This window comes from Pseudomonas oryzihabitans, assembly GCF_007665395.1.
In the GTDB taxonomy this organism is placed as follows: Bacteria; Pseudomonadota; Gammaproteobacteria; order Pseudomonadales; family Pseudomonadaceae; genus Chryseomonas; species Chryseomonas psychrotolerans_C.
The window spans coordinates 73,994-99,233 of sequence record NZ_VDND01000016.1 but is presented as its reverse complement, the minus strand read 5'-3'; the positions used below and the strand labels follow the sequence as shown (position 1 = coordinate 99,233).

At 65.6% G+C, this 25,240-nt stretch carries 22 protein-coding genes; 13 read left to right on the top strand and 9 right to left on the bottom strand.

Annotated elements, in window-relative coordinates:
- Nucleotides 1-9 precede the first annotated feature (9 nt).
- Entirely contained in the window at nucleotides 10-984 is a 975-nt protein-coding gene (gene cysK, locus FSV73_RS24180) for a cysteine synthase A (RefSeq protein WP_145012722.1), read from the top strand.
- An 81-nt stretch (nucleotides 985-1,065) separates the two neighbouring features.
- Here cysK and FSV73_RS24175 read toward each other — a convergent pair whose 3' ends face one another.
- The 5 genes from FSV73_RS24175 to tig form a co-directional block, all read right to left on the bottom strand.
- Nucleotides 1,066-2,922 (bottom strand): SurA N-terminal domain-containing protein, encoded by a 1,857-nt coding sequence (locus FSV73_RS24175; RefSeq protein ID WP_145012719.1) that lies wholly within the window; start codon nucleotides 2,920-2,922, stop codon nucleotides 1,066-1,068.
- 173 nt (nucleotides 2,923-3,095) lie between these two features.
- The gene (gene lon, locus FSV73_RS24170; RefSeq protein ID WP_145012716.1) at nucleotides 3,096-5,492 is read right to left on the bottom strand and encodes an endopeptidase La; all 2,397 of its coding nucleotides are present in this window, start codon (nucleotides 5,490-5,492) and stop codon (nucleotides 3,096-3,098) included.
- A 126-nt stretch (nucleotides 5,493-5,618) separates the two neighbouring features.
- The gene (clpX, locus tag FSV73_RS24165; protein WP_058762833.1) at nucleotides 5,619-6,899 is read right to left on the bottom strand and encodes an ATP-dependent Clp protease ATP-binding subunit ClpX; all 1,281 of its coding nucleotides are present in this window, start codon (nucleotides 6,897-6,899) and stop codon (nucleotides 5,619-5,621) included.
- A 110-nt stretch (nucleotides 6,900-7,009) separates the two neighbouring features.
- The gene (gene clpP, locus FSV73_RS24160) at nucleotides 7,010-7,651 is read right to left on the bottom strand and encodes an ATP-dependent Clp endopeptidase proteolytic subunit ClpP (protein WP_007162222.1); all 642 of its coding nucleotides are present in this window, start codon (nucleotides 7,649-7,651) and stop codon (nucleotides 7,010-7,012) included.
- Between the two features lie 90 nt (nucleotides 7,652-7,741).
- Nucleotides 7,742-9,052 carry a trigger factor gene (gene tig / locus FSV73_RS24155; protein ID WP_145012713.1) on the bottom strand — a complete coding sequence of 437 codons (1,311 nt, stop codon included), beginning with the start codon at nucleotides 9,050-9,052 and terminating at the stop codon, nucleotides 7,742-7,744.
- Nucleotides 9,053-9,331: 279 nt separating this feature from the next.
- Between tig and FSV73_RS24150 the strand changes: the two genes are divergently transcribed.
- Entirely contained in the window at nucleotides 9,332-10,639 is a 1,308-nt protein-coding gene (locus FSV73_RS24150; RefSeq protein WP_145012710.1) for an Nramp family divalent metal transporter, read from the top strand.
- A gap of 55 nt (nucleotides 10,640-10,694) precedes the next feature.
- The gene (locus FSV73_RS24145; protein ID WP_145012707.1) at nucleotides 10,695-11,645 is read left to right on the top strand and encodes a 2-hydroxyacid dehydrogenase; all 951 of its coding nucleotides are present in this window, start codon (nucleotides 10,695-10,697) and stop codon (nucleotides 11,643-11,645) included.
- Between the two features lie 28 nt (nucleotides 11,646-11,673).
- Here the strand turns inward: FSV73_RS24145 and FSV73_RS24140 are convergent, their stop codons facing one another.
- Together FSV73_RS24140 and FSV73_RS24135 are read right to left on the bottom strand one after the other, a co-directional pair.
- The gene (locus tag FSV73_RS24140) at nucleotides 11,674-12,120 is read right to left on the bottom strand and encodes a hypothetical protein (RefSeq protein WP_186309329.1); all 447 of its coding nucleotides are present in this window, start codon (nucleotides 12,118-12,120) and stop codon (nucleotides 11,674-11,676) included.
- A gap of 98 nt (nucleotides 12,121-12,218) precedes the next feature.
- Nucleotides 12,219-13,175, bottom strand: coding sequence for a LysR family transcriptional regulator (locus tag FSV73_RS24135; protein WP_145012704.1), 957 nt, complete (start codon nucleotides 13,173-13,175; stop codon nucleotides 12,219-12,221).
- Nucleotides 13,176-13,383: 208 nt separating this feature from the next.
- On the opposite strand from FSV73_RS24135, the gene FSV73_RS24130 reads away from it, so the two are divergent.
- The 7 genes from FSV73_RS24130 (at nucleotide 13,384) to FSV73_RS24100 (ending at nucleotide 20,397) form a co-directional block, all read left to right on the top strand.
- Complete coding sequence (locus tag FSV73_RS24130) at nucleotides 13,384-15,117, top strand: AMP-binding protein (RefSeq protein ID WP_145012701.1); 1,734 nt, start codon at nucleotides 13,384-13,386, stop codon at nucleotides 15,115-15,117.
- Entirely contained in the window at nucleotides 15,114-16,622 is a 1,509-nt protein-coding gene (locus tag FSV73_RS24125) for a CoA-acylating methylmalonate-semialdehyde dehydrogenase (RefSeq protein ID WP_145012698.1), read from the top strand. The genes FSV73_RS24130 and FSV73_RS24125 overlap by 4 nt, the downstream gene beginning before the upstream one ends.
- Nucleotides 16,623-16,636: 14 nt before the next feature.
- Nucleotides 16,637-17,533 (top strand): 3-hydroxyisobutyrate dehydrogenase, encoded by an 897-nt coding sequence (mmsB, locus tag FSV73_RS24120; RefSeq protein WP_145012695.1) that lies wholly within the window; start codon nucleotides 16,637-16,639, stop codon nucleotides 17,531-17,533.
- Nucleotides 17,530-18,582: an enoyl-CoA hydratase/isomerase family protein gene (locus FSV73_RS24115; RefSeq protein ID WP_145012692.1), complete on the top strand. Its 1,053-nt coding sequence runs from the start codon at nucleotides 17,530-17,532 to the stop codon at nucleotides 18,580-18,582. Before mmsB ends, FSV73_RS24115 begins: the two co-directional genes overlap by 4 nt.
- Entirely contained in the window at nucleotides 18,566-18,775 is a 210-nt protein-coding gene (locus tag FSV73_RS24110; RefSeq protein ID WP_186309331.1) for an acyl-CoA dehydrogenase family protein, read from the top strand. The genes FSV73_RS24115 and FSV73_RS24110 overlap by 17 nt, the downstream gene beginning before the upstream one ends.
- Before the next feature lie 137 nt (nucleotides 18,776-18,912).
- Entirely contained in the window at nucleotides 18,913-19,713 is an 801-nt protein-coding gene (locus FSV73_RS24105; RefSeq protein ID WP_145012689.1) for a universal stress protein, read from the top strand.
- Nucleotides 19,714-19,845: 132 nt separating this feature from the next.
- Entirely contained in the window at nucleotides 19,846-20,397 is a 552-nt protein-coding gene (locus FSV73_RS24100; RefSeq protein ID WP_145012686.1) for an ATP-dependent Clp protease proteolytic subunit, read from the top strand.
- A 58-nt stretch (nucleotides 20,398-20,455) separates the two neighbouring features.
- On the opposite strand, the gene FSV73_RS24095 is transcribed toward FSV73_RS24100, so the two are convergent.
- Entirely contained in the window at nucleotides 20,456-22,219 is a 1,764-nt protein-coding gene (locus FSV73_RS24095; protein ID WP_145012684.1) for a glycoside hydrolase family 5 protein, read from the bottom strand.
- Between the two features lie 397 nt (nucleotides 22,220-22,616).
- Between FSV73_RS24095 and FSV73_RS24090 the strand changes: the two genes are divergently transcribed.
- Together FSV73_RS24090 and FSV73_RS24085 are read left to right on the top strand one after the other, a co-directional pair.
- The gene (locus FSV73_RS24090; RefSeq protein WP_145012681.1) at nucleotides 22,617-23,024 is read left to right on the top strand and encodes a response regulator; all 408 of its coding nucleotides are present in this window, start codon (nucleotides 22,617-22,619) and stop codon (nucleotides 23,022-23,024) included.
- Nucleotides 23,025-23,090: 66 nt separating this feature from the next.
- The gene (locus FSV73_RS24085; RefSeq protein ID WP_145012678.1) at nucleotides 23,091-23,303 is read left to right on the top strand and encodes a hypothetical protein; all 213 of its coding nucleotides are present in this window, start codon (nucleotides 23,091-23,093) and stop codon (nucleotides 23,301-23,303) included.
- A gap of 15 nt (nucleotides 23,304-23,318) precedes the next feature.
- Here FSV73_RS24085 and FSV73_RS24080 read toward each other — a convergent pair whose 3' ends face one another.
- Nucleotides 23,319-23,780, bottom strand: coding sequence for an Lrp/AsnC family transcriptional regulator (locus FSV73_RS24080; RefSeq protein ID WP_145012675.1), 462 nt, complete (start codon nucleotides 23,778-23,780; stop codon nucleotides 23,319-23,321).
- Between the two features lie 224 nt (nucleotides 23,781-24,004).
- Between FSV73_RS24080 and FSV73_RS24075 the strand changes: the two genes are divergently transcribed.
- Nucleotides 24,005-25,237 (top strand): thiamine pyrophosphate-dependent enzyme, encoded by a 1,233-nt coding sequence (locus FSV73_RS24075; protein WP_145012672.1) that lies wholly within the window; start codon nucleotides 24,005-24,007, stop codon nucleotides 25,235-25,237.
- Nucleotides 25,238-25,240 lie beyond the last annotated feature (3 nt).

Below are 25,240 nucleotides of genomic sequence, written 5' to 3'. Positions count from 1 at the left end.
GGGAATCCCATGAGCCGCATCTTCGCTGACAATGCCCAGTCCATCGGCAACACCCCGCTGGTCTACATCAACCGCCTCGGTCCCAAGGGCGTTACCCTGCTCGCCAAGATCGAGGGGCGTAACCCGGGTTATTCGGTCAAGTGTCGCATCGGCGCCAACCTGATCTGGGACGCCGAAGCCAAGGGACTGCTCAAGCCCGGCATGAGCCTGGTCGAACCCACCTCGGGCAATACCGGCATCGGCCTCGCCTATGTCGCCGCCGCCCGTGGCTATCGCCTGGTGCTGACCATGCCCGCCTCCATGAGCCTGGAACGCCGCAAGGTGCTCAAGGCGCTGGGTGCGGAACTGGTGCTCACCGAGCCGGCCAAGGGCATGAAGGGCGCCATCGAGAAGGCCCGGGAAATCGCCGAGAGCGAGCCGGGGCGCTACTTCATGCCGCAGCAGTTCGACAACCCCGCCAACCCGGCCATCCATGAAAAGACCACCGGGCCCGAGATCTGGAACGATACCGACGGCGCCATCGACGTCCTGGTAGCGGGTGTCGGCACCGGGGGCACCCTCACCGGCATCTCGCGCTTCATCAAGAACACCAAGGGCAAGCCGATCCTGTCGGTGGCGGTGGAACCGGAGACCTCGCCGGTGATCAGCCAGACCCTCGCCGGCGAAGAGGTGAAGCCCAGCCCGCACAAGATCCAGGGCATAGGCGCGGGTTTCGTCCCGCGCAACCTGGACCTGGCCATGGTTGACCGCGTCGAGCAGGTCAGCGATGACCAGGCCAGGCTGATGGCCCAGCGGCTGATGCGCGAAGAAGGCATCCTCTGCGGCATTTCCTGCGGGGCCGCCATGGCGGCGGCGGTCCGGCTGGCAGAGACACCGGAAATGCAGGGCAAGACCATCGTGGTCATCCTGCCGGATTCCGGCGAACGCTATCTCTCGACCATGCTGTTCGATGGGCTGTTCGACGAACAGGAGCTGGTTCAGTAGAACGTCGCTAGCGCCGCTCACGAGCCATGAAGGCAACGCCAGCGCCCAAGAAAAAGCCCGGTGTCCCGGGCTTTTTTCGTATCAGAGATGCTTGATCTCGGCCTTGGCATCCAGGGCACGACGATAGGCCGCGAAGTCCACCTGTCCCGCCCGCGACGCCAGGTAGCGGCGATACAGGGCCTTGTCCTCGGCGCTCAGGGCTTCCTTGGGCACCGCTACGCCTTGCAGGCGCAGTAGGACGAAGTCACCGTTCTGCAGGCTGATCCCCGCATAGGATGGCTTGTCACCTTCCGGCTTGGCCATGCGGAATACCGCCTGCAGTACCTGGGGATCGACGCCCTCCTGGTTGCGGGTGGCGGCCTCGACGGTGCGCCAGTCGCCTGCCGCGGCCTTGCCGCCGTCGCGCAGGGTCTTGAGCTGCTGTTCACCGGCCTGCTTGGCCACGGCTGCGGCCTTTTCCTGGGTCAGCCGGGTGACGATCTCGTTCTTGACCTGCTCCAGCGGTTGCAGCTGGGGCGTGCGGTGCTCCTTGTCACGGAGCACCACCAGGGTTTCCGGATCCAGTTGCAGCGCAGCGCTGTTGGCGCCATTGCGCAGCACGTCATCGCTGAAGGCCGCCTCTATCACCTGGCGATTGGCGGTGAGGCCCTCGCCTCCTTCACGACCGAAGGGCGCGCTGGTCTTGACCTGCAGGCCCTGCTCCTGGGCCGGCTGGCTCAGGTCGGAGGCTTCATAGGCGGAGCTTTCCAGCTTGCGACCCGCTTCCACGAACAGGCGATCGGCCTCTTCCGCCTTGAGCTGCTGCTCCAGGCGCGGACGCACGCTGGCCAGGGTAGGCACTTCCGGTGCCTGGACGCCTTGCAGCTTGATCAGGTGCCAGCCGAAGCTGGTGCGCACCGGCGCGGACACCTGCTGCGGGGCCAGGGCATACAGCGCTTCTTCGAACGCCGGGTCATAGACACCCCGGCCGGCGAAGCCGAGGTCACCGCCATTGGCCGCCGAACCCGGATCCTGGGAGAACTCCTTGGCGAGCTTGGCGAAGTCTTCACCCTTGCTCAGGCGCTCCTGGATTTGCTGGATCTTGGCCTTGGCCTGGTCGTCGTTCTGCTTGTCGTTGACCTCGATGAGGATATGCGCCGCGTCACGCTGCTCCGACAGGTTGGCGATCTCGGACTTGTAGGCGGCCTGCAGGCGGCTTTCGTCGACCTTGGCCTTGGCCAGGAAGGCATCCTTCTTCAGCTCGACGTAATCGATGACCACCTGCTCGGGGGTCATGAAGGCGTTCTTGTGGCCGTCGTAGTAGGCCTGGATCTCATCCTGGGTCGGCGTGATGCCGGCCGGCGACGCCTTGACGGTACGGATGGCGAAGTCCCGGGTCTGCCGCTCGAGCGCAGCGAAGGCCTCGATGTCGGCATCGGTGACGAAGTTGCTGCCGACCATACCGGCACGCAGTTGGCCAATCAGCATCTCGTCCCGCAGCAGATCGCGGAACTGCAGGCGGTTGTAGTTCATCTGGCGAACGGCCTGATCGAAGCGCTGGGGATCGAAACGCCCTTCGGTCTGGAATTCGGGGGTATTGAGGATCAGCTGGTCGAGCGCCTGCTCGGAAAAGGCGAAGCGATCCGCCTTGGCGCTCTGCAGCACGAGCTGCTTGTCGATCAGCGCCTTGAGCGCCGACTCGCGCAGCAGGCGGTCATCCAGCGTGGCAGGATCGAAGCCTTGCCCCAGTTGCTGCTGCAGCTGCCGGCGCTGCATTTCCACCGCCTGGGCCAGCTCCGTCTGCTTGATCTCCTCTCCGTTGACCAGCGCCACCGCGCCCTGGTGACCCGTCGCGCGGATGATCGCTTCGAAGCCGGTCAACGCCATCAGCAGGATGATGAATCCGATGATGACTTTGGCAATCCATCCCTGCGAACGGTCCCTGATGTTTTGTAGCATGTTCCCCCCACGAGCTGTGGCCGGACCGGCCATGGCGAATTCGTCGAATAGCAAATAGCGAAAAGGCGCATCTCGAGATGCGCCTTTTCGTCGATCAAGGACCTTGCATCCAGCAGGATGGCGGGCACCAGCAACCTAGCCTGGCGATCCGCCCATCAAGCCCAGGGGCGCCGTCAGTGGGTACTGACGCGCTCCTTGCCCTCCTGATCCCGCTTCTCGTCCTTGCTGACGAGCTCCGGACCATCGTCCGGAAGCGGCTCCGGCGTGTATTGCAGCGCAACCTCCAAGACCTCGTCAATCCATTTGACTGGCTTGATCTGCAAGTCGGCCTTGATGTTGTCCGGAATATCCCGCAGGTCCCGGACGTTTTCTTCCGGAATGATCACGGTGCGGATGCCGCCCCGATGGGCCGCCAGCAGCTTTTCCTTGAGGCCACCGATGGCCAGAACCTGGCCACGCAGGGTGATCTCGCCGGTCATGGCCACGTCGGCGCGGACCGGGATGCGGGTCGCGGCCGAGACCAGCGCGGTGCACATGCCGATGCCGGCACTCGGACCGTCCTTGGGCGTGGCGCCTTCCGGAACGTGGATGTGGATGTCGTGCTTCTCGTGGAAGTCCTTGGGGATACCCAGGCTGCGACCACGGCTGCGGACCACCGTCAGCGCCGCGGTGATGGACTCGGCCATGACGTCGCCCAGGGAGCCGGTCTTGATCATCTGGCCCTTGCCGGGCACCACGACGGACTCGATGGTCAGCAATTCGCCACCCACTTGGGTCCAGGCCAGCCCGGTCACCTGACCGACCTGGTCCTGCTGCTCGGCCAGGCCGTAGCGGAACTTGCGCACGCCCAGCCAGTGCTCGAGGGTGTCCACCGTGACGCTGGCGGTCCGCTCCTTGCTCAGGGCGTGCTCCTTGACCACCTTGCGGCAAACCTTGGCCACCTGGCGCTCCAGGCTCCGCACGCCCGCTTCGCGGGTGTAGTAGCGGATGATGTCGCACAGCGCCGCTTCGTCGAATTCCACCTCGCCCTTCTTCAGGCCGTTGGCCTTCACCTGCTTGGGAATCAGGTAGCGGGTGGCGATGTTGACCTTCTCGGCCTCGGTGTAGCCGGGCAGCCGAATGACTTCCATGCGATCCAGCAGCGGCGCCGGGATGTTCATGGAGTTGGCGGTGCAGACGAACATCACGTCGGAGAGGTCGTAGTCCACCTCGAGGTAATGGTCGTTGAAGGTGTGGTTCTGCTCCGGGTCGAGCACCTCGAGCAGCGCGGACGCGGGGTCGCCACGCATGTCGTTGCCCATCTTGTCGATTTCATCGAGCAGGAACAGTGGATTGCGCACCCCGACCTTGGTCATCTTCTGGATCAGCCGGCCCGGCATCGAGCCGATGTAGGTGCGGCGGTGACCACGGATCTCGGCTTCGTCACGCACGCCACCCAGGGCCATGCGCACGAACTTGCGCCCGGTGGAACGGGCGATGGACTCGGCCAGGGAGGTCTTGCCCACCCCGGGCGGACCGACCAGGCACAGTACCGGACCGCGGACCTTCTTCACCCGCTTCTGCACGGCGAGGTATTCCAGGATGCGTTCTTTCACCTCTTCGAGACCGTAGTGGTCCTTGTCCAGGACTTCCTCGGCGCGGCCCAGGTCCAGGCGAACCTTGCTCTCCGCCTGCCACGGTACGTTGACCAGCCAGTCGATGTAGGAGCGCACCACCGTGGCCTCGGCCGACATCGGCGACATCTGCTTGAGCTTGTTCAGCTCGGCGTTGGCCTTGGTCAGGGCATCCTTTGGCAGACCGGCGGCCTCGATGCGGCGCTTGAGGTCATCGACCTCGTTGTGGCCTTCGTCGATGTCACCCAGTTCCTTCTGGATGGCCTTCATCTGTTCGTTGAGGTAGTACTCGCGCTGGCTGCGTTCCATCTGCTTCTTGACGCGACCGCGGATGCGCTTTTCCACCTGCAGCAGGTCGATTTCCGCATCCAGCAGCGCCAGCACGTGCTCGACGCGGGCGCCGAGTTCGGTGATCTCGAGGATTTCCTGCTTCTGTTCGATCTTGAGCGCCATGTGGGCGGCCATGGTGTCGACCAGGCGGCTGGGATCCTCGATGCTATTCAGCGAGGACAGCACCTCGGCCGGCACCTTCTTGCCCAGCTGCACGTACTGCTCGAACTGGCTCATCAGGCTGCGCGAGAAGACCTCGGCTTCACGATCCGGGGCTTCGCTGTCGTCGATCAGGGTCACCAGGGCACGCGCATAGGCCTGATTCTCGACGAAGGACTCGATACGGCCCCGCTGCTCGCCTTCGACCAGCACCTTGACGGTGCCATCGGGGAGCTTGAGCAGTTGCAGAACGGTGGCGACCGTACCCATGTGATACATGTCGTCCGCGGCGGGATCGTCATCACCGGGATTCTTCTGCGCGACCAGCAGGATCTGCTTGTCGCCAGCCATGGCGGCCTCGAGGGCCTCGACGGACTTTTCCCTTCCGACGAACAATGGGATGACCATGTGGGGATAGACCACTACGTCACGTAGGGGCAGCAGGGGAAGTTCTATCGTCGTAGTCATGGTGTACAGGTCTCGGCAAATAATCGGCCGCAGATGCGGTTCAGGCCTCGGTTTTCTCTAACATGAGGTTGGCCGCCGCAAAATACAACCGTCGCTGAAATGAAAAAGGGGCCGAAGCCCCTTTTGTCACGCGTCCGGCGCCGCCTTGGCGGGCTCGCTGTTCTCGTAGATGAGCAGCGGCTGGGAACTGCCATCGATGACACTCTCGTCGATGACCACCTTGCTCACATCCTTCTGCGACGGGATCTCGTACATCGTCTCCAGCAGGATGCCTTCGAGGATGGATCTCAGGCCGCGGGCCCCGGTCTTGCGCTCCAGCGCCTTGCGGGCGACCGCCTTGAGCGCGTCGGGACGGAATTCCAGATCCACGTCTTCCATCTCGAACAGCTTGGCATACTGCTTGGTCAGGGCGTTCTTCGGCTCGGTGAGGATCTGCATCAGCGCCGGCTCGTCCAGTTCGTCCAGGGTCGCGATGACCGGCAGACGACCGACGAACTCGGGGATCAGACCGAACTTCACCAGATCCTCGGGCTCGGCATCGCGCAGCGATTCGCCGATCTTCTTGCCCAGTTCCTGACTGCGTACCTCGGCGTTGAAACCGATGCCGCCGCCCTTGGTGGAACGGTTCTGGATGACCTTCTCCAGGCCAGCGAAGGCGCCGCCGCAGATGAACAGGATGTTGCGGGTATCCACCTGCAGGAATTCCTGCTGGGGATGCTTGCGACCACCCTGGGGCGGTACCGACGCCACGGTGCCTTCGATCAGCTTCAACAGCGCCTGTTGCACGCCCTCGCCCGAGACGTCCCGGGTGATGGAGGGGTTGTCGGACTTGCGCGAGATCTTGTCGATCTCGTCGATGTAGACGATGCCCATCTGGGCCTTTTCCACATCGTAGTCGCACTTCTGCAACAGCTTCTGAATAATGTTTTCGACGTCTTCACCCACGTAACCGGCTTCGGTCAGGGTGGTGGCATCCGCGATGGTGAAGGGTACGTTGAGCAGGCGCGCCAGGGTTTCCGCGAGCAGCGTCTTACCGGAGCCTGTCGGACCGATCAGCAGGATGTTGCTCTTGCCCAGCTCGACGTCGTCTTTCTTCTCGCGCTGGTTAAGACGCTTGTAGTGGTTGTAGACGGCAACGGCGAGGACCCGCTTGGCACGCTGCTGACCAATGACGTACTGGTCGAGGATGGCGCTGATTTCCTTCGGCGCGGGCAGCTTGTGCGCATTGCTTTCGGCCTGGGCTTCCTGGACTTCCTCGCGGATGATGTCATTGCACAGGTCGACGCATTCGTCGCAGATGAAGACGGAGGGTCCAGCGATCAATTTACGTACTTCGTGCTGACTCTTGCCGCAGAAGGAGCAGTAAAGCAGCTTGCCGTTATCGTCGCTATTGCGCGTATCTGTCATTCGATCGATCCAATGGAATGTGCTTACATCAACAAGATGGAGCCAATTGCACGGTTTTTCAAGCCTACCTGCCCAAACGACCGGCGTCTGGGCAGGTGGTCGAGGCGGGGTCAGGCGGGGATGTTGCGCTTCTCGAGGACCTTGTCGATCAAGCCGTAGGCAACGGCTTCGGGGCCACTCATGAAGTTGTCACGGTCGGTATCGCGGGCGATCACGTCCATGGGCTGGCCGGTGTGATGCGCCAGCACCTTATTGAGACGCTCGCGGATGGTCAAAATTTCACGGGCGTGAATTTCGATGTCCGACGCCTGACCCTGGAAGCCACCCAGCGGCTGGTGAATCATCATCCGCGAATGCGGCAGGCAGAAACGCTTCTCGGCCGCACCGCCAGCCAGCAGCAGCGCGCCCATGCTGCAGGCCTGGCCGATGCAGATGGTGGACACGTCGGGCTTGATGAACTGCATGGTGTCGTAGATCGACATGCCAGCGGTCACCGAGCCACCCGGGCTGTTAATGTAGAGGTGGATGTCCTTGTCGGGATTCTCGGCCTCCAGAAACAGCAGCTGGGCGACGACCAGGTTGGCCATGTAGTCCTCGACCTGGCCGACCAGGAAGATGACCCGCTCCTTCAGCAGCCGGGAGTAGATGTCGTAAGCGCGCTCACCCCGGGCGGATTGCTCCACCACCATGGGTACCAGACCGCCAGCGGCTTGAATATCGGGCATGGATTGCATGTAAGAATTGCGGGACATGTCCTGCACTAGCTCCCTATCTGGATGACCTGTCAAAAACACTTAAGCCAGCACGAGGCTGGCTTAAGTGAACGAGCAACTTGAGGCAGATCAGGCTGCTTGCGGAGCCTCGGCCGGTTTGACCGCGTCCTCGTAGGAGACCTGCTTGTCGGTGACTTTTGCCTGCTTGAGGACAGTATCCACGACTTGTTCTTCCAGTACAACCGAACGCACTTCGTTCAGTTGCTGCTCGTTCTGGTAGTACCACTTCACTACCTGCTCGGGCTCCTGGTAGGCCGCCGCCATTTCCTCGATCAGCTCGCGAACGCGGGTGTCATCGGGCTTGAGCTCGAACTGCTTGACCATCTCGGCGATGATCAGGCCCAGCAGCACGCGGCGCTTGGCCTGCTCGGTGAACAGCTCGGCCGGCAGCTGGTCGGGCTGGATGTTGCCACCGAACTGCTGGACGGCCTGGACGCGCAGGCGATCCACTTCGTTGCTGATCAGGGCAGCCGGCACGTCGATCTGGTTGGCGGCCAGCAGACCGTCCATGACCTGGTTCTTGACCTTGGTCTTCAGCGCCTGGCGCAGTTCGCGCTCCATGTTCTTGCGCACTTCGGCGCGGAAACCCTCGACGGTGGTCTCTTCCACGCCGAACTGCTTGAAGAAGGCTTCGTTCAGCTCGGGCAGCTCGGGAGCGGCCACTTCCTTGACGGTGACCTTGAACTGGGCGGCCTTGCCGGCCAGGTCCAGGTTCTGGTAGTCCTCGGGGAAGGTCAGGTCGAGCACGCGCTCGTCACCGGCCTTGGCGCCGACCAGGCCGTCTTCGAAGCCGGGGATCATGCGGCCGGAGCCCAGCACCAGCTTGGTGCCTTCGGCGGAACCGCCGGCGAAGGCTTCGCCGTCCTGGGTGCCGACGAAATCGATGGTGACCTGGTCGTCAGTGGCGGCCGCGCGGTCGACGGCTTCGTAGCGGGTGCCCTGCTTGCGCAGCACGTCGAGCATCTTGTCGATGTCGGCGTCTTCGACGCTGGAGTCCTGGCGCTCGATCTCGATGCCGTCCAGGCCCTTGACTTCGAACTCGGGGAAGACTTCGAAGGTGGCGACGTATTCCAGATCCTTGCCCTTTTCGAACACCTTGGGTTCGACGGCGGGGGCGCCAGCCGGGTTGAGCTTCTGCTCGACGACGGCTTCGTAGAAGGTTTCCTGAATGAGATCACCCAAGGCTTCCTGACGAGCCGAGGCCTCGTAGCGCTGGCGGATGACGCTCATGGGTACCTTGCCCGGGCGGAAACCGGGAACCTTGGCACGCCGTGCAGTCTGCTGCAGACGCTTGTTCACTTCGGTTTCGATACGCTCGGCCGGCACGCCAATGGTCATGCGACGCTCGAGAGCGGAGGTGTTTTCAACGGAAACTTGCATGGATATTCCTCGTGGCACAAGAACGGGCCGGCAACCCGACCCCCCAGAATCAAGGGCAACCATTCTAGAGAGAGTCGCAAGCGAAGTCACCTGGCACGAACCAGCCATACGTACGGCGGCCGCCGACGCGCCTTCGTCGCACCGGACCAAAGGCAACATTTTGTTGCCTGCCCTATGTTGTACGACGTCATATGTAGTGCTAAACCCTGAAAGGGCAAGCTAACGCCAAGGCCAATGGCCTGGATGCACAACAATAACAATCGTTAGGAGAATGGCCCCATGGAGCGTTCCGGTTCCGTCGAAAAACCCGTACCCGCCGCCCGCGAATCCCGTTCGGGCCTGCGCCGGATGGCCAAGCTGCTCGGCCCCGGCATCATCGCGGTGCTGTCCTGGCTGGGCGCCGGCGACCTCATCACCTCCTCGGTGGCCGGGGCCAACTACGGCTACGCCATGATGTGGGTGCTGGCGGTCTCCCTGCTGCTGCGCTTTCTCATCGTCAACATCATCGCCCGCTTCCAGCTGTGCAATAACCGCGGCATGTCGATTCTCGAAGGCTATGCCCAGCTGCATCCGCTGTTCGCCTGGTTCATGCTCGGCTATGCGCTGATCATGGGGCACCTGACCAACGCCTACATGCTCAAGGGCGCCGGCGAGGCCCTGGCCACCCTGCTGCACCTCGACCAGCCGCTGCTCTGCTCGGTGGCCGTGGTGATCGCGGTCTGGCTGCTGGTGGGGCGCAACTTCTACGGCCTGATCGAAGGGGTGATGAAGGGGCTGCTGGCGATCATGACGCTGGCCTTCATCACCCTGGCGCTGATGTCGGGCCCGGACCTGGGCGGCATCCTGCGCGGCACCATCGGCTTCAGCATCCCGCCGGACGAAGGGGTACACGGTGCCCTGCTGGTGGCGGTGTCGGTGATCGGTGCCGTGGCCGGTTCCATCGCCAACTTCGTGCATCCCTATGTGATGAAGGAAAAGGGCTGGACCGGTCCGGAGCACAAGCGCATCCAGCGTAACGACCTGCTCTTCGCGGTGGTCGTCGGCATCGTCATCAACCTGGCCATCTGGGTGGTCGGGGTGGAGATCCTCAGACCCAACGGCTTGCAGGTGAACACCCTGAACGACTTGGGCGCGGCGCTGGAGCTGTTCTTCGGGTCGGGGGGCTGGCTGATCTTCTTCACCGGGGTGTTCGCCACCCTGTTCGCCAGCGTGGTGGGCAAGACCACCGCCTTCCCCATGCTGATCACCGATGCCCTGCAGCACATCCGTCCGGAGCGCCGCGAACGCTATGGCAAGACCTTCCACAAGGATCCGCTGCACAAGTGGTTCATGCTCTTCATCCTGGTGACCCCGCTGGTCTGGTCGCTGCCGGGCATGCCCGACTTCGTCACCCTGACCTTCGGGGTGAATGCGCTGAACATCGTCGGCTTGCCAGTGATCTCCCTGGGGCTGCTGATCATGTCCAACCAGAAGTCGCTGCTGGGTGACGAATACCGCAACAACTGGTTCGAGAACCTGGCGCTCGGCTTCGCCACGCTGCTGGCGATCTGGGTCGCCATCCAGCTGGGCATGCAGTTGCTGGGCTGAGGATCCATCACCGGATGGGCGGAGCGTGCGCCCATCCCACTCAAGGAGTCTGGAAATGTCCGCACAGCCTCACCGTCCCGTCTTGTTGCAAGTGGGTCCCCTGTTACCAGCGCTGCAGGAGGCCCTGGCCGCGCGTTACGACGTCCTGCGCCTGTGGGAGGCGCCTGATCGCGCCGCGCTGCTCGCCGAGCGCGGCGCGGCTGTCGCGGCCCTGGTGACCTCGGGGGTGCACGGGGCGACCCGTGACCTGATGAGCGCCCTCCCCGGCCTCAAGGCCGTGTTCAGCTTCGGGGTCGGCTACGACAGCATCGACATCGCCACCGCGCGGGACCTGGGCGTGGTGGTCAGCAACACCCCGGGCGTGCTCGACGACTGCGTGGCCGATACCGCCTTCGCCCTGCTGATCGACGTGGCCAGGGGCATCAGCGCCGCGGATCGTTTCGTGCGCCGCGGCGACTGGCGCCAGGGCAAGTTTCCGCTGACCTCGCGACTGGCCGGCAAGACCTGCGGCATCGTCGGCCTGGGCAACATCGGCAAGGCCATCGCGCATAGGGTCACGGCCTTCGGCATGGAGGTGGCCTACCATGGGCGCCAGCCGCAGCCCGGCGTGCCCTACCGCTACGAAGCCGACCTCGAGGCCCTGGCCAGGGCCGCGGACTTCCTGGTGTTGTCGCTGCCCGGCGGACCGGCCACCGACGGCCTGGTGGATGCGCGGATCCTCGCGGCGCTGGGCCCGCAAGGCTATCTCATCAATATCGCCCGGGGCAGCGTGGTGGACGAGCCGGCCCTGGTGGAAGCCCTGTGCACCGGCGCCCTGGGCGGTGCCGGACTGGATGTCTTCGCCGACGAACCCGCGGTTCCCGAGGCACTGCTGGCGCTGGACAACGTGGTCCTCACCCCGCACCTCGGCAGCGGCACCCGGGAGACACGCCAGGCCATGGCCGACTTGGTGCTGGCCAACGTCGAGGGCTATTTCGCCAACGGCGCTCTGGTGACCCCCGTCTGACGGGGGGGGTCATCCCGGACTGCCCGCGCTAGTCGATGGCGGGCAGCGTCTTGCTGCGGATGCGGCGCGCCAGGGAGTCGTAGATCTCGCGGCAGCCCTCATCCCAGAAGCGATCGGGATCGTCCTGGGGTTCGAGGGTGACGGAGAATTCACCTTCGCGTTCCTTCAGCACGAAATGCTCGTTGGTATAGAAGAAGGATAGGCCGACGGCGAAGGTCTGGGGATTCCCGGCCACGTCATCGACGATCACCGTGAGGTCATAGCGGGCATAGACTTCCATCTCGCGAACGATGTTGCCATCGACGCGCTTTTCCAGCCCCAGGCCGGCGTCCACCTGGTCCGCGGGGGTGAGCCCCAGGTAGCGGGTGAAGCAATCCGGCAATTCATGCAGGCGGCGCTCCAGTTCCTGCCAGTAGGCTTCCTCACGTTCGGCTGCCTTGCTCAGCGCCTGACTCAATGCCTGATATCGTTCCATTGCCGTTCCCATCTGTTCACTGGAGGCCGTCGACGGACGACCGACAGCTCTGAGACCCCGGCGTGGTTCAGGGGTGCCCGACCGGTCGGTGACGGCCGTCAACTCTCGGGCCAGCCCCAGCTCGGCGTGCGGGTTTCGCCGAGCAGGAAGTCGCGATTGGCGTCGGTGCAGGCGCGCAGGTAGTCGGTGACCAGGGTGATGCGGCGCAGCCGGCGCAGGTCCTCGCGATAATAGAGCCAGAAGTGCCGGGTGATCTGGATCTGCTCCGGCAGCAGCGCCACCAGGCGCGCATCGGGCTCGGCGACGAAACACGGCAGGATCGCCAGGGCGTGGCCGCGGAGCGCGGCCTGGTATTGGGCGATCACGCTGGTGCTGCGCAGACCGCTACTGGCCTCGGGCAGGATGCGTTCCAGGTAGAGCAGCTCCGGGCTGAAGGCGAGATCGTCGACGTAGGTGATGAAGCTGTGGCGCTGCAGGTCCGCGAGCCCGGCGATGGGCGGATGGCTCGCCAGGTAGTCCGCGGTGGCATAGAGGCGCAGGCGGTAGTCGCAAAGCTTGCGGCAGACGTAGGGGCCGCGCTCGGGGCGTTCCAGGGTGATGGCGATGTCGGCTTCGCGGCGCGACAGGTTGACGAAGTGCGGCACCGGCAGCACATCCAGGGCGATGCCCGGATAGCGTTCCTGGAAGAAGCTCAACTGGGGCGCGATGAAATAGCTGCCGAAGCCTTCGGTGGCCCCGATGCGCACCTGGCCGGAGGGCGCCAGGTGGGTGTCCGACAGCTGCTCGCAGGCGGTCTGCAGGGTGCTCTCCAGGGTTTCGGCGTGCACCAGCAGGCGCTGCCCTTCCATGGTGAGGCTGAAGCCGGTGCTGCGCGACTTCTCGAACAGCAGCGCCCCCAGGGCCTTCTCCAGCGCGGCGATGCGCCGGGAGACGGTAGTGTAGTCGACCCCCAGCCGCCGGGCGGCACTGCTGGCCTTCTGGGTACGGGCGACCTCGAGGAAGAACCTGAGATCGTCCCAGTCGAGACGCGCTGCCGGGTTATTGGATTTTTGCATGTCGGTTGGGCATTTTTGCCGGAAGCCAGGAGACTTTTGCCAGAACTATACTGCCTACCAGGGCGCGCCACGAGAGGTCATGGCGCGGACCGCTGCTAGCCAACAACAATAAAGAGCAGGCACCCATGACCCACCTTCAGGCTCCTTCCGGGCCCCAGGCCGGATGTCGTCACCCCTTGCCCGCCGCGACCGTCGCGGGGTATCGGTCATGACGGCCACGACTGCCTTTCGCCAGGCGCGCGACTTCCTGCTGCGCCATCGCACCGACTACGCCACCGCCGTCCGCGACTTCCGCTGGCCGCAGCTGGAGTTCTTCAACTGGGCGCTCGACCACTTCGATCACCTGGCCGAGGAGAACCCCGGCCCGGCGCTCTGGCGATTGGATGCCGACGGCCGGGAAGAGCGCCACAGCTTCGCCGAGCTGAGGCAGGCCTCGAATCGTACGGCCAATTTCCTGCGCGGCCAGGGGGTGCGCCGCGGCGACCGGATCCTGGTGATGCTGGGCAACGAGGTGGCACTGTGGGAAACCCTGCTGGGCGCCTTCAAGCTGGGCGCGGTAGTGGTACCCGCCACCACGCTGCTGAGCGATGCCGATCTGCAGGACCGGGTGCAGCGGGGGCGCATCGCCCATCTGGTGGTGGGCAACGCCCATACGCAGCGCTGCGCCGGCCTGGACCCGGCCCTGACCCGGATCTGCGTCGGCGCGCCGGTGGTCGGCTGGCACCCCTATGCACCAGGCGCCTGCGCCATCGACTTCCAGCCCGACGGGCCGACCCGGGCCGAGGATCCGCTGCTGCTCTATTTCACCTCGGGAACCACCTCGCGGCCCAAGCTGGTCCTGCACAGCCACAGCAGCTATCCCATCGGGCACCTGTCCACCCTCTACTGGATCGGCCTGCAACCGGGCGACGTGCACCTCAATATTTCCTCTCCCGGCTGGGCCAAGCACGCCTGGAGTTGCGTCTTCGCGCCCTGGAACGCCGGCGCCTGCGTGTTCATCCATGACGTCCCACGCTTCAAGCCCCAGGCGCTGCTGGAGGTGCTGGCCCGCTATCCGGTCACCAGCCTGTGCGCGCCGCCCACGGTGTGGCGCATGCTGATCCAGGAGGACCTGGCGGCCTATCGCGAGCGCCTGCAGCTGCGCGAGTTGGTCGGCGCGGGCGAGCCGCTCAATCCGGAGATCATCGACCGCCTGCAGGCTGCCTGGGGGCTGCCCCTCAGGGACGGCTTCGGCCAGTCGGAGACCACGGCGCTGGTGGGCAATACGCCGGGCCAGCCGCTCAAGCCGGGCTCCATGGGCCGGCCGCTGCCGGGCTGCCAGGTGCAGTTGCTGGATGCCGACGGCCAGCCGGGCGCTGACGGCGAGGTGGCACTGGCGTTGAACCCGCGGCCGGCCGGGCTGATGCTGGGCTACGAGGACAGCCCGGAAAAGACCGCCGAGGTGATGCGCGACGGCCATTACCGTACCGGCGACACCGCCGTGCGCGACGGCGATGGCTACATCACCTTCGTCGGGCGCGCCGATGACGTCTTCAAGTCGGCCGACTACCGCATCAGTCCCTTCGAGCTGGAGAGCGCCCTGATCGAGCATCCGGCGGTCATGGAGGTCGCCGTGGTCCCCAGCCCGGATCCGGTGCGGCTCAACGTGCCCAAGGCCTTCGTCATCCTCGCCGCCGGCCATCCACCCTCGCCCGCGCTTGCCCAGGAGTTGCTCGGCTTCGCCCGGCGCTGCCTGTCGCCCTACAAGCGGGTGCGCCGCCTGCAATTCGTCAGCGAACTACCCAAGACGCTGTCCGGCAAGATCCGCCGCATCGAGTTGCGCCTGGGCGAGGCGCAGCGCCGCACCCGGGGTGCGCCCGACGACCACGACTATGCCGAGGAAGACTTCGCCGACGCCCCTGCTCACCCTTCCGTTGCCGCTGCCCAGGAACCCCTGTCATGACCCAGACTGCCATCCGCCACGTACCACTGCTGATCGACGGCCAGTTCGTCACCTCCACCAGCCGCGAAAGCCGCGAGGTGATCAACCCTGCGACCCAGGAGGTGCTGGCGCGGGTGCCCTTCGCCACCGCCGAGGAGGTACAGCGCGCCGTCGCCAGTGCCAAGACGGCCTTCGCCAGTTGGCGCAAGACGCCGATTGGCGCTCGCGCCCGGATCTTCCTGCGCTATCAGCAGTTGATCCGCGAACACCTGAGCGAACTGGCCGCCCTGCTGACGGCCGAGCAGGGCAAGACCCTGGCGGACGCCGAAGGCGATGTCTTCCGTGGCCTGGAGGTGGTGGAGCACGCGGCCGGCATCGGCAACCTGCAACTGGGCGAGCTGGCCAACAATGTCGCCAGCGGGGTGGACACCTATACCCTGCTGCAGCCGCTCGGGGTCTGCGCCGGCATCACGCCCTTCAACTTCCCGGCGATGATCCCGCTGTGGATGTTTCCCATGGCCATCGCCTGCGGCAACACCTTCGTGCTCAAGCCCTCGGAGCAGGATCCGCTGGTGACCATGCGCCTGGCCGAGCTGGCGCTGGCAGCCGGGGTACCGCCCGGGGTGCTCAACGTGGTACATGGCGGCCCGGCGGTGGTGGATGCCCTCTGCGATCACCCGGACATCAAGGCACTCTCCTTCGTCGGCTCTACCCGCGTCGGCACCCACGTCTATCGTCGCGCCAGCGAGGCCGGCAAGCGGGTCCAGTGCATGATGGGCGCCAAGAACCATGCCGTGGTGATGCCCGATGCGCCCCGCGAGCAGACCCTGGCCAACCTGGTGGGCGCCGCCTTCGGCGCGGCCGGTCAGCGCTGCATGGCGGTCTCGGTGGTGGTGCTGGTGGGTGAAGCCAACAGCTGGGTGCCGGACCTGGTGGCCAAGGCGCGCAGCCTCAAGGTGGGGGCGGGTCACGAGCAAGGCACCGACGTCGGCCCGCTGATCTCCTGCCAGGCACTGGACCGGGTCAGCGGGCTGATCGAGCGTGGCGTGAGCGAAGGGGCGACGCTGGAGCTGGATGGTCGCAACGTCCAGGTCGACCGCTACGAGCGCGGCAACTTCGTCGGTCCGACGCTGTTCTCCGGGGTCACCACCGACATGACCCTGTACCGCGAGGAGCTGTTCGGCCCGGTGCTCTGCGTGATGCACGCGGCCACCCTCGACGAGGCCATCGCCCTGATCAACGCCAACCCCAACGGCAATGGCGTCGCCCTCTTCACCCGCTCCGGCGCGGCGGCGCGGCGCTTCCAGGAAGACATCGACGTCGGCCAGGTCGGCATCAACGTGCCCATCCCGGTGCCGGTGCCGCTGTTCTCCTTCAGCGGTTCGCGCGCCTCCAAGCTCGGCGACCTCGGCCCCTACGGCAAGCAGGCGGTGCTCTTCTATACCCAGACCAAGACCATCACCACCCGCTGGCCGGACGAGCAGGACGTCGGCGCCGCCGTGAACACCACCATCACCCTCAAATGACGGGAGACGCCAGCATGCATCTGGGATTTTTGGGACTGGGCAACATGGGCGCGCCCATGGCCCGCAACCTGCTCAAGGCCGGCCATCGGCTGACCGTCTATGACCTCTCCACCGCCGCCCTGGACGCGCTGCGCGCCGAAGGTGCCGAGGTCGCCGCCTCGCCCACCGCCGTCGCCGAGAGCGGCGCGGAAGTGATCACCACCATGCTGCCCGCGGCCGCCCACGTGAAGACGGTCTACCTGGGGGAGGACGGATTGATCGCCCACGCCCGGCCGGGCACCCTGCTGATCGATTCCTCCACCATAGACCCGCTCAGCGCCCGGGCGGTGGCCAGCGCCGCCGCCGAGCGCGGGCTGGAACTGCTGGATGCACCGGTCTCCGGCGGCACTGGCGGCGCCGCGGCGGGCACCCTCACCTTCATGGTCGGCGGCAGCGCGGCCGGCTTCCAGCGCGCCCAACCGCTACTGGCCGCCATGGGCCGCAACCTGGTGCACTGCGGCGCCAGCGGCAACGGCCAGGTGGCCAAGGTGGCCAACAACCTGCTGCTCGGCATTTCCATGATCGGGGTGGCCGAGGCGATGGCCCTGGGTACCCGCCTGGGCATGGACGCCAAGACCCTGGCCGGGGTGATCAATACCAGCAGCGGCCGCTGCTGGAGCTCGGAGGTGAACAATCCCTACCCGGACGTGCTGCCCCAGGCGCCGGCCTCGCGCGGCTACCAGGGCGGCTTCGCCGCCGAGCTAATGCTCAAGGACCTGGGCCTGGCCACCGAGGCCGCCCGCGCGGTGCGCCAGCCGGTGATCCTCGGCGCCGTGGCGCAGCAGCTCTACCAGAGGTTCAGCCAGACCGGTGGCGGCGGGCTGGATTTCTCGGCCATCATCCAGGACTACCTGGACGAGGACGGTGCATGAACGACGCCAAGGTGCTGTTGGAAAGACGCGGTGGGGTCGGCTACCTGACCCTCAATCGCCCGGCCGGGCTCAATGCCCTGGACCTGGAGATGGTGCGCAGCCTGCACCAGGCCCTGCGCGACTGGGAGCAGGACCCCGGCGTGCGGGTGGTGGTGCTGCGCGGCAACGGCCCCAAGGCGTTCTGCGCCGGGGGTGACGTGCGCGCGCTGTACGACAGCTACCAGCGCGGCGACGACCTGCACCTGACCTTCTTCGCCGAGGAATACGCCCTCGACCTCGCCCTGCACCGCTATCCCAAGCCGGTATTGGCGCTGGCCCACGGCCTGGTGCTGGGCGGCGGCATGGGCCTGGTGCAGGCGGCGCGGCTGCGGATCGTCAGCGAGCGTACCCGCATGGCCATGCCGGAGACCGCCATCGGCTACTTCCCCGACGTCGGCGCCAGCCATTTCCTGCCGCGCCTGCCCGATCACCTGGGACTCTACCTGGGGCTCACCGGGGTGCAGATCGGCCCCGCCGATGCCCTGGCCGCCGGTCTCGCCGATGTCTTCGTCGCCGAGGCCCAGCACGAGGCCCTGCAGCAGCGCCTGGAAGAGGCCACGGCCAAGGGGCCGACCGACCTGGCCGCCCTACTCCAGGCTTACGCCACGGCCCCGGTGGAAGCGCCCCGGCTGACCGACCTGCGGCCCGCCATCGCCGAGCACTTCGCGGCGGCGACCGTCGCGGAGCTGCGTACCGGGCTCGCCCAAGAAGAGCGTCCTGCCTATCGCGACTGGGCCCAGGAGACCCTGGCCATCCTGGATCAGCGTTCGCCGCTGGCGGTGGCCACCGCCCTCGAGCTGCTGCGGCAAGGCAGCGGGCTGTCGCTGGAACAGTGCTTCGCCCTCGAGCTGCACCTGGATGGCCGCTGGTTCGAAAAGGGCGAGATCGTCGAGGGGGTACGCGCCATGCTGGTGGACAAGGACCGCACGCCGCACTGGAATCCGGCTCGCTGGCAGGAGCTGGACCCGCGGCGCGTAGCGGCCTTTTTCGCCGATTTTCGCCAGGCCTGAGGGAAGCCTTCGCCAGCGAGAGCGCCCAGCGGGTGCGCCTAAGGCGATCCGGATCCTTGGCGGCTACGGCAACCGGGAGGGCTACCCGGTGGAGCGGTACCCACTCGATATCCGGATCGCCCAGCGCCACGAAGGAGCCGGTGAAATCCAGCGGTTGCCGCTCCTCCGGGCACGCGGTCGCCACGAAATGTGAGGGCGTCCGGAATGCTGGCCGTGACCTGTCCAGCAAAAGCCAAAGATGACCCCCAGGCGGCGTCTGGACGTCGCCGGACCGGTGCTACGCTCATGGCTGGGATCGTGCTGGTCCCCGCCTCGCCAAGGAATACCGCTATGGCCTCCCTGCTCGCCTGCATCGATGGATCCCCCCACGCCGAAAGCGTCTGCGATCACACCGCCTGGTTGTCGCGGCGGCTGGATGCGCCCGTCACCCTGCTGCATGTGCAGGAAGCGGCCAGCAGTGGCAAGAAGGTCGCCAATGGCGAGCCGGTCTTCCTCGAGGACGATGCCGGTGCCGGGATGGCCAAGGCGCTGCTGCTCAAGGCGCGCCAGCGGCTGCTGCAACAGGGGCTGACCCTGCCGCCGCAGATCCTGCGCCGCCCCGAAGGCCTGGTCGATACCCTGAAGACCCTGGAAGCGGACACTCGCCTGCTGGTGATCGGCAAGCGTGGCGAAGGCTCCGGGGACAGTGGCATCGGCAGCCAGCTGGAGGCGGTGGTGCGCGCCGTGCACCGCCCGATCCTGGTGTGTTCGGGTCCCTTCAAGCAGCCACGCCAATTCACCATCGCCTATGATGGCCGGGAAGCCACCCACCAGGGCGTCCTGGCCCTGGCGCGCAGCCCGCTGTTGGCGGGAATGAGCGGCACCCTGCTGCGGGTCGGCGAGGACGATCCGGTGCTGCGCAAGCGTCTCGACGACCTGGCCCTGCTGCTGCGTAGCGCGGGCTGCCGGGTGGACACCACCGTGGCCCATGGCGAAGTGGAGCGCATCGTCCCGCGCCACCTCGATGAGCGCCGCGCCGACCTGCTGATCATGGGCGCCTATAGCCACTCTTCGGTCTGGCGCTTCCTGCGTGGCAGCCGCACCACCCAGCTGCTGCACAAGACCGAGGTGCCCCTGCTGCTGCTCCGCTAGGAAAGGGCCCATCCGCTCCCGACACGCTTCGTCGGCGAGTCGTCGCCCGGGCTCAAGCCGCCCCGGAAACCGCCGAAGCAGGATATATAGAGCCCGGCCCTCCGTCGGCTCCCCGGCGCGTCGGTAGGCCCCATGAGCACCCATGTCATCCATTTCACCGCTCCCATCAATTCCGGCAGCTGCGGCCAGCTGATCGCCCAGTGTTCCCAGGCGGTCCAGCAGGACGCCTCGCGCATCCTGCTCAAGATCGCCACCATGGGCGGTGATTGCAGCTATGGCTTCACCCTGTACAACTTCCTGCAGTCGCTGCCGCTGCCGGTGCACACCCACAACCTGGGTACCGTCGAGTCGATGGGCAACATCCTCTTCCTGGCCGGCCAGCACCGCACGGCCAGTCGCCACAGCAAGTTCCTCTATCACTCCTTCTACTGGAACCTGAACAATTCGGTCGACCACGCCCGCATGGCGGAATACGCCATGTGCCTGGACTACGACCTGGATCTCTATGCCCGCATCGTCGCCGAGCGTACCGCCGGTGCCGCGGAAGCCCTGGACATCTACAGCTGCCTGAAGGCCAACGCCCGCCTGCTGAGCCCGGAAGCGGCCCTGACCACCGGGGTGATCCACGCGGTGGACGAATGCCTGGTGCAGCCAGGTGAGAAGGTCAGCTTCATTCACCTCTGAACGAAAAAAACCCGGTGGCCTGAGCCACCGGGTTTTGCCGTCGGAACCTCCGCCGTGATCAGCGGCTGAAGGACACCAGGGTATTGGGATAGCCGACGCTGGCGTCCAGGCGGCTGGCATCGAGGAATACGCCCAGGTTCTTCGCCCCTTCCTGCACATAGCTGATCTTGACGACCTGGCCATTGGCGAGGCGGACCGAGCCACCCAGCTTGAAGGCCGAGCGATTGGCCGCGGTGGCCGGGATGGAGATGGCCGCGGCGCGACGATAGACGCCCCGGTTCCAGTCACTGTTGGTGAAGTCGTTGATCGGGCTGCTGACGCTGGCGGCACTGCTCACCTCGGTAGGCGAGACGGTCACCGTCTTCGGATAGCCCATGGCGTTGCCGTTCAGGGCGGCACCCTCGGTGAAGACCCCCAGGCTGCTGCCGACCTGCACCGACGAGATCCGCCGCACCTGACCGTCCGCGGTGGTCAGATAGGCGCCGGCCTTGAAGGCGGCACGATTCACCGCGGTGCCGGGCACCGAGACGGCGGCCTTGTTGCGGTAGACGCCCTTGAGCCAGTCCGCGTTGGTGAAGTCATTGAGCACCGAGGTCACGGTGCCGGCGGTCGCACCGCCGGTGGCCGGGGTCTCGACGCCCGCGTTGCTACCGCTGTTGCCAGCGCTGTCATTGCTGCTGCCGCCCGTGTTGCCGACGGCGCCGGCATTGCCGCCGGTGGAGCCGCTGCTGCCGGTGCCGCTGTTACCGGTCGACGGCGTGGTGCTGCCGCTGGCGATCGGGCCGATGGCGGTGCAGCTGCTGTCGTCCAGGTACTTGCGCAGGGTCGGCCACTGCGGACGCTCCTGGCCATTGATGGGCTCCACCGACATGAAGTAGCTGCCCCAGCCCGGGCCGGCCGCCCAGTAGGACGCCGGGATGCAGTTCTGCTTGAGGTAGGCCAGCATATTGTCCATCAGCAGGTTCCAGCGCGGATTGTTGTCCGGGACGCCGAATTCACCGATGTAGCCGCGCTTGCCGTTCTTCTTCAGCCAGTCGACGAAGGGCTTGACGCGGGTCACGCCGTAGTTGGCGTCGAGCTTGTTGACGTCGGTCTTGTCGTAGCTGCCGCCGGCGTTCTCGTCGAAGTAGGAATGCGCCGAGAAGATGATGTTGTTGGCCGGATCCTTGAGGTTCAGCAGGGAGTCGTTGAATTCGGCCCAGCGGGTCGCGCTCGACCAGCCGTTGCCTTCGACGATGACCGGCCGGCTGCTGTCCACGGCGCGAACGCCGTTGATGCCGTACTGGGCCGCGGTCGGCCAGTAGGCCATGGCATCGTGGGGCTCGTTCATGATGTCGTAGGCGTACAGCGAGGACTGACCGCTCCACTGCCGCGCGATGTGGCTCATGATTTCCTGGTAGCGGGCATAGGGTACGCTGCTGGTCCCGATCACCTGGCCGCGGTAGCGGGCGTAGTTGTGCAGGTCCAGGATGATCTTGATGCCGTGCTTCTGCGCGTAGCCGAAGGTCTGGTTCACCAGGGCCACGTAGGCGCTGTCCAGGGGTCCGCCCAGCTTGGGTTGCAGGCGCTCCCAGATGATGGGGAAGCGGATCAGCTTGACGCCGCGGGCGCTCCACTGCTGGAAGTAGGCTTCCACCGGGAAGATGTAGTTGGTGCCATTGATGCCGGGCAGCACCTGGGGTGCGAAACCCGCGCCGGACAGGTTCAGGCCTACCAGGCTCACGGATTCGGCCTGGGCGGCACCGGCGGACAGGGCGAGCACGGTGGCGACGGCGGCGAGCGGACGACGGAGGGCGGCGACGGAGAAACGGATCGGAGTCATGGACAGGTACTGCTTTGGGAGGCGTGGCGTCGATGTCCTTTGTGTACGAGCAATGCCTGGGTTTAGGTGAGGCCACTGGGACGTGACAAAAAAAGCACTCTGCGTCCTGCAGTTGTCTTACCCAATACAAGTCGTATGCCAGCCAGGTGAAACCTTTCACCTGGCACGGGGTCACGGCGCGCCCAGCCGCCCTGAAACCACCGGGCCAGAGGCGTTGCGGCAAACGTAACTAAATGTGCGCGACACAGCGTCGCAACGTGAAAATCCCCACGCCGATGAAACAATCCAGACTGGAAGACAGAAATCTGACGCCAAGATCATGATTGGCTCTGGCAGGGAATTTTCCCCGTGGTCCGCTATCCAAGCATCAGCAATGTCTTGTATATAAGGTCCAGTCATGCGCGCAGAACAGCCGGGAACCCCTGTCTTCCAACCCACTCTCCTGGTGGTGGACGACGAGCCATTGGTCGCGGATTTCGTCCGCGAGATCCTCGAGCCCGAAGGTTTCAACATCCTCGCCGCTGACTCAGCCGACACCGCCCTGGCGCTGTTGGAGAAAGAAGAAGCCAACATCGACATCCTGCTGACGGACATTCGCATGCCCGGCTCCATGGACGGTGCGCAGTTGGCCAATCTGGTCTGCCAGCGCTGGTCCGACATGCCGATCATCGTCATGTCCGGCTACGAGACGCCGTCCACCGCCAGCATCAAGGGCAAGGTGCGTTTCCTGCCCAAACCCTGGTCGATCGGCCAGCTGATCGATGCGGTGAATGGTGTGGCCTATTCGGTGACGCCAAGCGTCTGACGCCCGAGGAACCTTGGCGATGGCAATGCTGTCCTATTGCCATCTCGGTATCCCGGACCTGCAGCAATGCTCACCTTCACCCACACCTTCGTTTCACGCCTTCCCGATGTGTCCTGCCTGTTCGGTCCGCTAACCCCCGATGGCGGCTTGCCGGTACAGGTTTCCAGTCGCTGTGGCCAACATCGGCTGACCCTGATGCTCGACCGGGGTCGCCTGCAGGATTCCAGTTATTGCGATACCCAGGCCGTACGGGTTCGTCGCTCGCTCAACGTACGCTAGCCAGCGCGGATCCGCTCAAAGAGGCGGCGCTGGCCTGAGCAGGACAGCCTTCAAGGAGAACGCCGAAGTGACGCTGGCCACCCCGGGTAGGCAGGTGAGCACTTCCGCCAGGAAGTGCTGATAGGCCGCCAGGTCCTGCACCACCACCCGCAGCACATAGTCCGCATCCCCCGTCATCTGGAAGCAACTCATCACCTGGGGCGCCTTGACGATCTCCCGTTCGAAGGCGCGCAGGTAGTCGGTTGACTGCTTTTCCAGGCGCACCGACACGAAGACGCTGACACTGCCGGCCAGGCGGGTTTCATCGAGCTGGGCGTGATAGCCCTGGATATAGCGCTCCTCCTCCAGCCGCTTGACGCGCCTCAGCGTGGGCGTGAGCGACAGCCCGATTTTCTGCGCCAGATCGCGCCAGCTGAGGCGACCGTCGGCGGACAGGGCGTTGAGGATGCGCAGGTCGATGCGGTCCAGAGCAGCCATGGTGCAAAACCTCCAATGTTGTTCTTGTACTGGGTTCAATAGCACCAAAAACCGGCCTTGCCCACCCTGAAATTGCGGCAAAACGGCTAGCACCGCCGGCCTATACTCCAAGGGCCAAATAACAAGAATGCCGAGGCCTCCACCATGTGGCACCCTGCAGCGCACCCGGACGGCCAACCCGTCTCGCGACCCTCCTGCACCTTCATAGCTGGGGAGGTGCGGCCATGAGCGACTACCCTCCCCTGCGCCTGCACGTCCCCGAGCCCAGCGGCCGACCGGGACGCCCCACCGACTTCAGCTACCTGCAACTCTGCCCGGCTGGCCGTGCGGAAAAGCCACCCATCGACGTGGCCCCGGTGGATACCCGCGAGCTGGCGACCCAGCTGATCCGCATCCTCGACGAAGAGGGTCGCGCCGTCGGCCCCTGGGCCACCGAAGAAGCGCCCGAACTGCTGCTGCAGGGCCTCAGGGCCATGCTCAAGACCCGGCTGTTCGATGCGCGGATGCTCAAGGCCCAGCGGCAGAAGAAACTCTCCTTCTATATGCAGTGCCTGGGCGAGGAAGCCATCGCCGTTGGCCAGACCCTGGCCCTGCGCCCGGACGACATGCATTTCCCCACCTATCGCCAGCAGGGCATCCTCATCGCCCGCGAGGCGCCGCTGGAGGAGATGATCTGCCAGCTGCTGTCCAACGCCCGCGATCCGCTCAAGGGTCGCCAGCTGCCGGTGATGTACTCCTACCGCGACCTCGGCTTCTTCTCCATCTCCGGCAACCTGGGCACCCAGTACATCCAGGCGGTGGGCTGGGCCATGGCCTCGGCGATCAAGGGCGACACCCGCATCGCCGCCGGCTGGATCGGCGATGGCGCCACCGCGGAAGGCGACTTTCACGCCGCCCTCACCTTCGCCCATGTCTACCGGGCGCCGGTGATCCTCAACATCGTCAACAACCAGTGGGCCATCTCCACCTTCCAGGCCATCGCCGGTGGCGAGGGCATCACCCTGGCCACCCGCGGCCTCGGCTATGGCATCGCCGCGCTACGGGTGGATGGCAATGACTTCCTGGCCGTACTGGCCGCCTCGCGCTGGGCCGCCGAGCGCGCCCGGCGCAACCTGGGGCCGACGCTGATCGAGTGGGTGACCTATCGTGCGGGTCCGCACTCCACCTCGGACGATCCGTCCAAGTACCGTCCTGCCGACGACTGGACGCACTTCCCCCTGGGCGATCCCATCGACCGCCTCAAGGCGCACCTGATCGGCCGGGGTCTCTGGTCGGACGAACAGCACCAGGCGCTGACCGCCGAGCTGGAAGCCGAGGTGGCCGCTGCCCAAAAGGCCGCTGAAGCCCACGGCACCTTCGCCAGCGATCTCGCCCCCAGCGCCGCCGACATGTTCGAGGAGGTCTACCAGGACCTGCCGCCGCACCTGCGCCGTCAACGCCAACAGCTCGGGAAGTGATGC

What these genes read in the sequence shown, in the direction of transcription:
- FSV73_RS24130 (WP_145012701.1), top strand. Translation starts at nt 13,384, where the DNA reads ATGACGGCCACGACTGCCTTTCGCCAGGCGCGCGACTTCCTGCTGCGC.
- lon (WP_145012716.1), bottom strand. Translation starts at nt 5,492, where the DNA reads ATGACTACGACGATAGAACTTCCCCTGCTGCCCCTACGTGACGTAGTG.
- FSV73_RS24115 (WP_145012692.1), top strand. Translation starts at nt 17,530, where the DNA reads ATGAACGACGCCAAGGTGCTGTTGGAAAGACGCGGTGGGGTCGGCTAC.
- FSV73_RS24090 (WP_145012681.1), top strand. Translation starts at nt 22,617, where the DNA reads ATGCGCGCAGAACAGCCGGGAACCCCTGTCTTCCAACCCACTCTCCTG.
- FSV73_RS24100 (WP_145012686.1), top strand. Translation starts at nt 19,846, where the DNA reads ATGAGCACCCATGTCATCCATTTCACCGCTCCCATCAATTCCGGCAGC.
- tig (WP_145012713.1), bottom strand. Translation starts at nt 9,052, where the DNA reads ATGCAAGTTTCCGTTGAAAACACCTCCGCTCTCGAGCGTCGCATGACC.
- FSV73_RS24140 (WP_186309329.1), bottom strand. Translation starts at nt 12,120, where the DNA reads ATGGAACGATATCAGGCATTGAGTCAGGCGCTGAGCAAGGCAGCCGAA.
- FSV73_RS24150 (WP_145012710.1), top strand. Translation starts at nt 9,332, where the DNA reads ATGGAGCGTTCCGGTTCCGTCGAAAAACCCGTACCCGCCGCCCGCGAA.
- FSV73_RS24095 (WP_145012684.1), bottom strand. Translation starts at nt 22,219, where the DNA reads ATGACTCCGATCCGTTTCTCCGTCGCCGCCCTCCGTCGTCCGCTCGCC.
- cysK (WP_145012722.1), top strand. Translation starts at nt 10, where the DNA reads ATGAGCCGCATCTTCGCTGACAATGCCCAGTCCATCGGCAACACCCCG.
- FSV73_RS24085 (WP_145012678.1), top strand. Translation starts at nt 23,091, where the DNA reads ATGCTCACCTTCACCCACACCTTCGTTTCACGCCTTCCCGATGTGTCC.
- FSV73_RS24125 (WP_145012698.1), top strand. Translation starts at nt 15,114, where the DNA reads ATGACCCAGACTGCCATCCGCCACGTACCACTGCTGATCGACGGCCAG.
- FSV73_RS24075 (WP_145012672.1), top strand. Translation starts at nt 24,005, where the DNA reads ATGAGCGACTACCCTCCCCTGCGCCTGCACGTCCCCGAGCCCAGCGGC.
- mmsB (WP_145012695.1), top strand. Translation starts at nt 16,637, where the DNA reads ATGCATCTGGGATTTTTGGGACTGGGCAACATGGGCGCGCCCATGGCC.
- FSV73_RS24175 (WP_145012719.1), bottom strand. Translation starts at nt 2,922, where the DNA reads ATGCTACAAAACATCAGGGACCGTTCGCAGGGATGGATTGCCAAAGTC.
- FSV73_RS24105 (WP_145012689.1), top strand. Translation starts at nt 18,913, where the DNA reads ATGGCCTCCCTGCTCGCCTGCATCGATGGATCCCCCCACGCCGAAAGC.
- FSV73_RS24080 (WP_145012675.1), bottom strand. Translation starts at nt 23,780, where the DNA reads ATGGCTGCTCTGGACCGCATCGACCTGCGCATCCTCAACGCCCTGTCC.
- clpX (WP_058762833.1), bottom strand. Translation starts at nt 6,899, where the DNA reads ATGACAGATACGCGCAATAGCGACGATAACGGCAAGCTGCTTTACTGC.
- clpP (WP_007162222.1), bottom strand. Translation starts at nt 7,651, where the DNA reads ATGTCCCGCAATTCTTACATGCAATCCATGCCCGATATTCAAGCCGCT.
- FSV73_RS24135 (WP_145012704.1), bottom strand. Translation starts at nt 13,175, where the DNA reads ATGCAAAAATCCAATAACCCGGCAGCGCGTCTCGACTGGGACGATCTC.
- FSV73_RS24145 (WP_145012707.1), top strand. Translation starts at nt 10,695, where the DNA reads ATGTCCGCACAGCCTCACCGTCCCGTCTTGTTGCAAGTGGGTCCCCTG.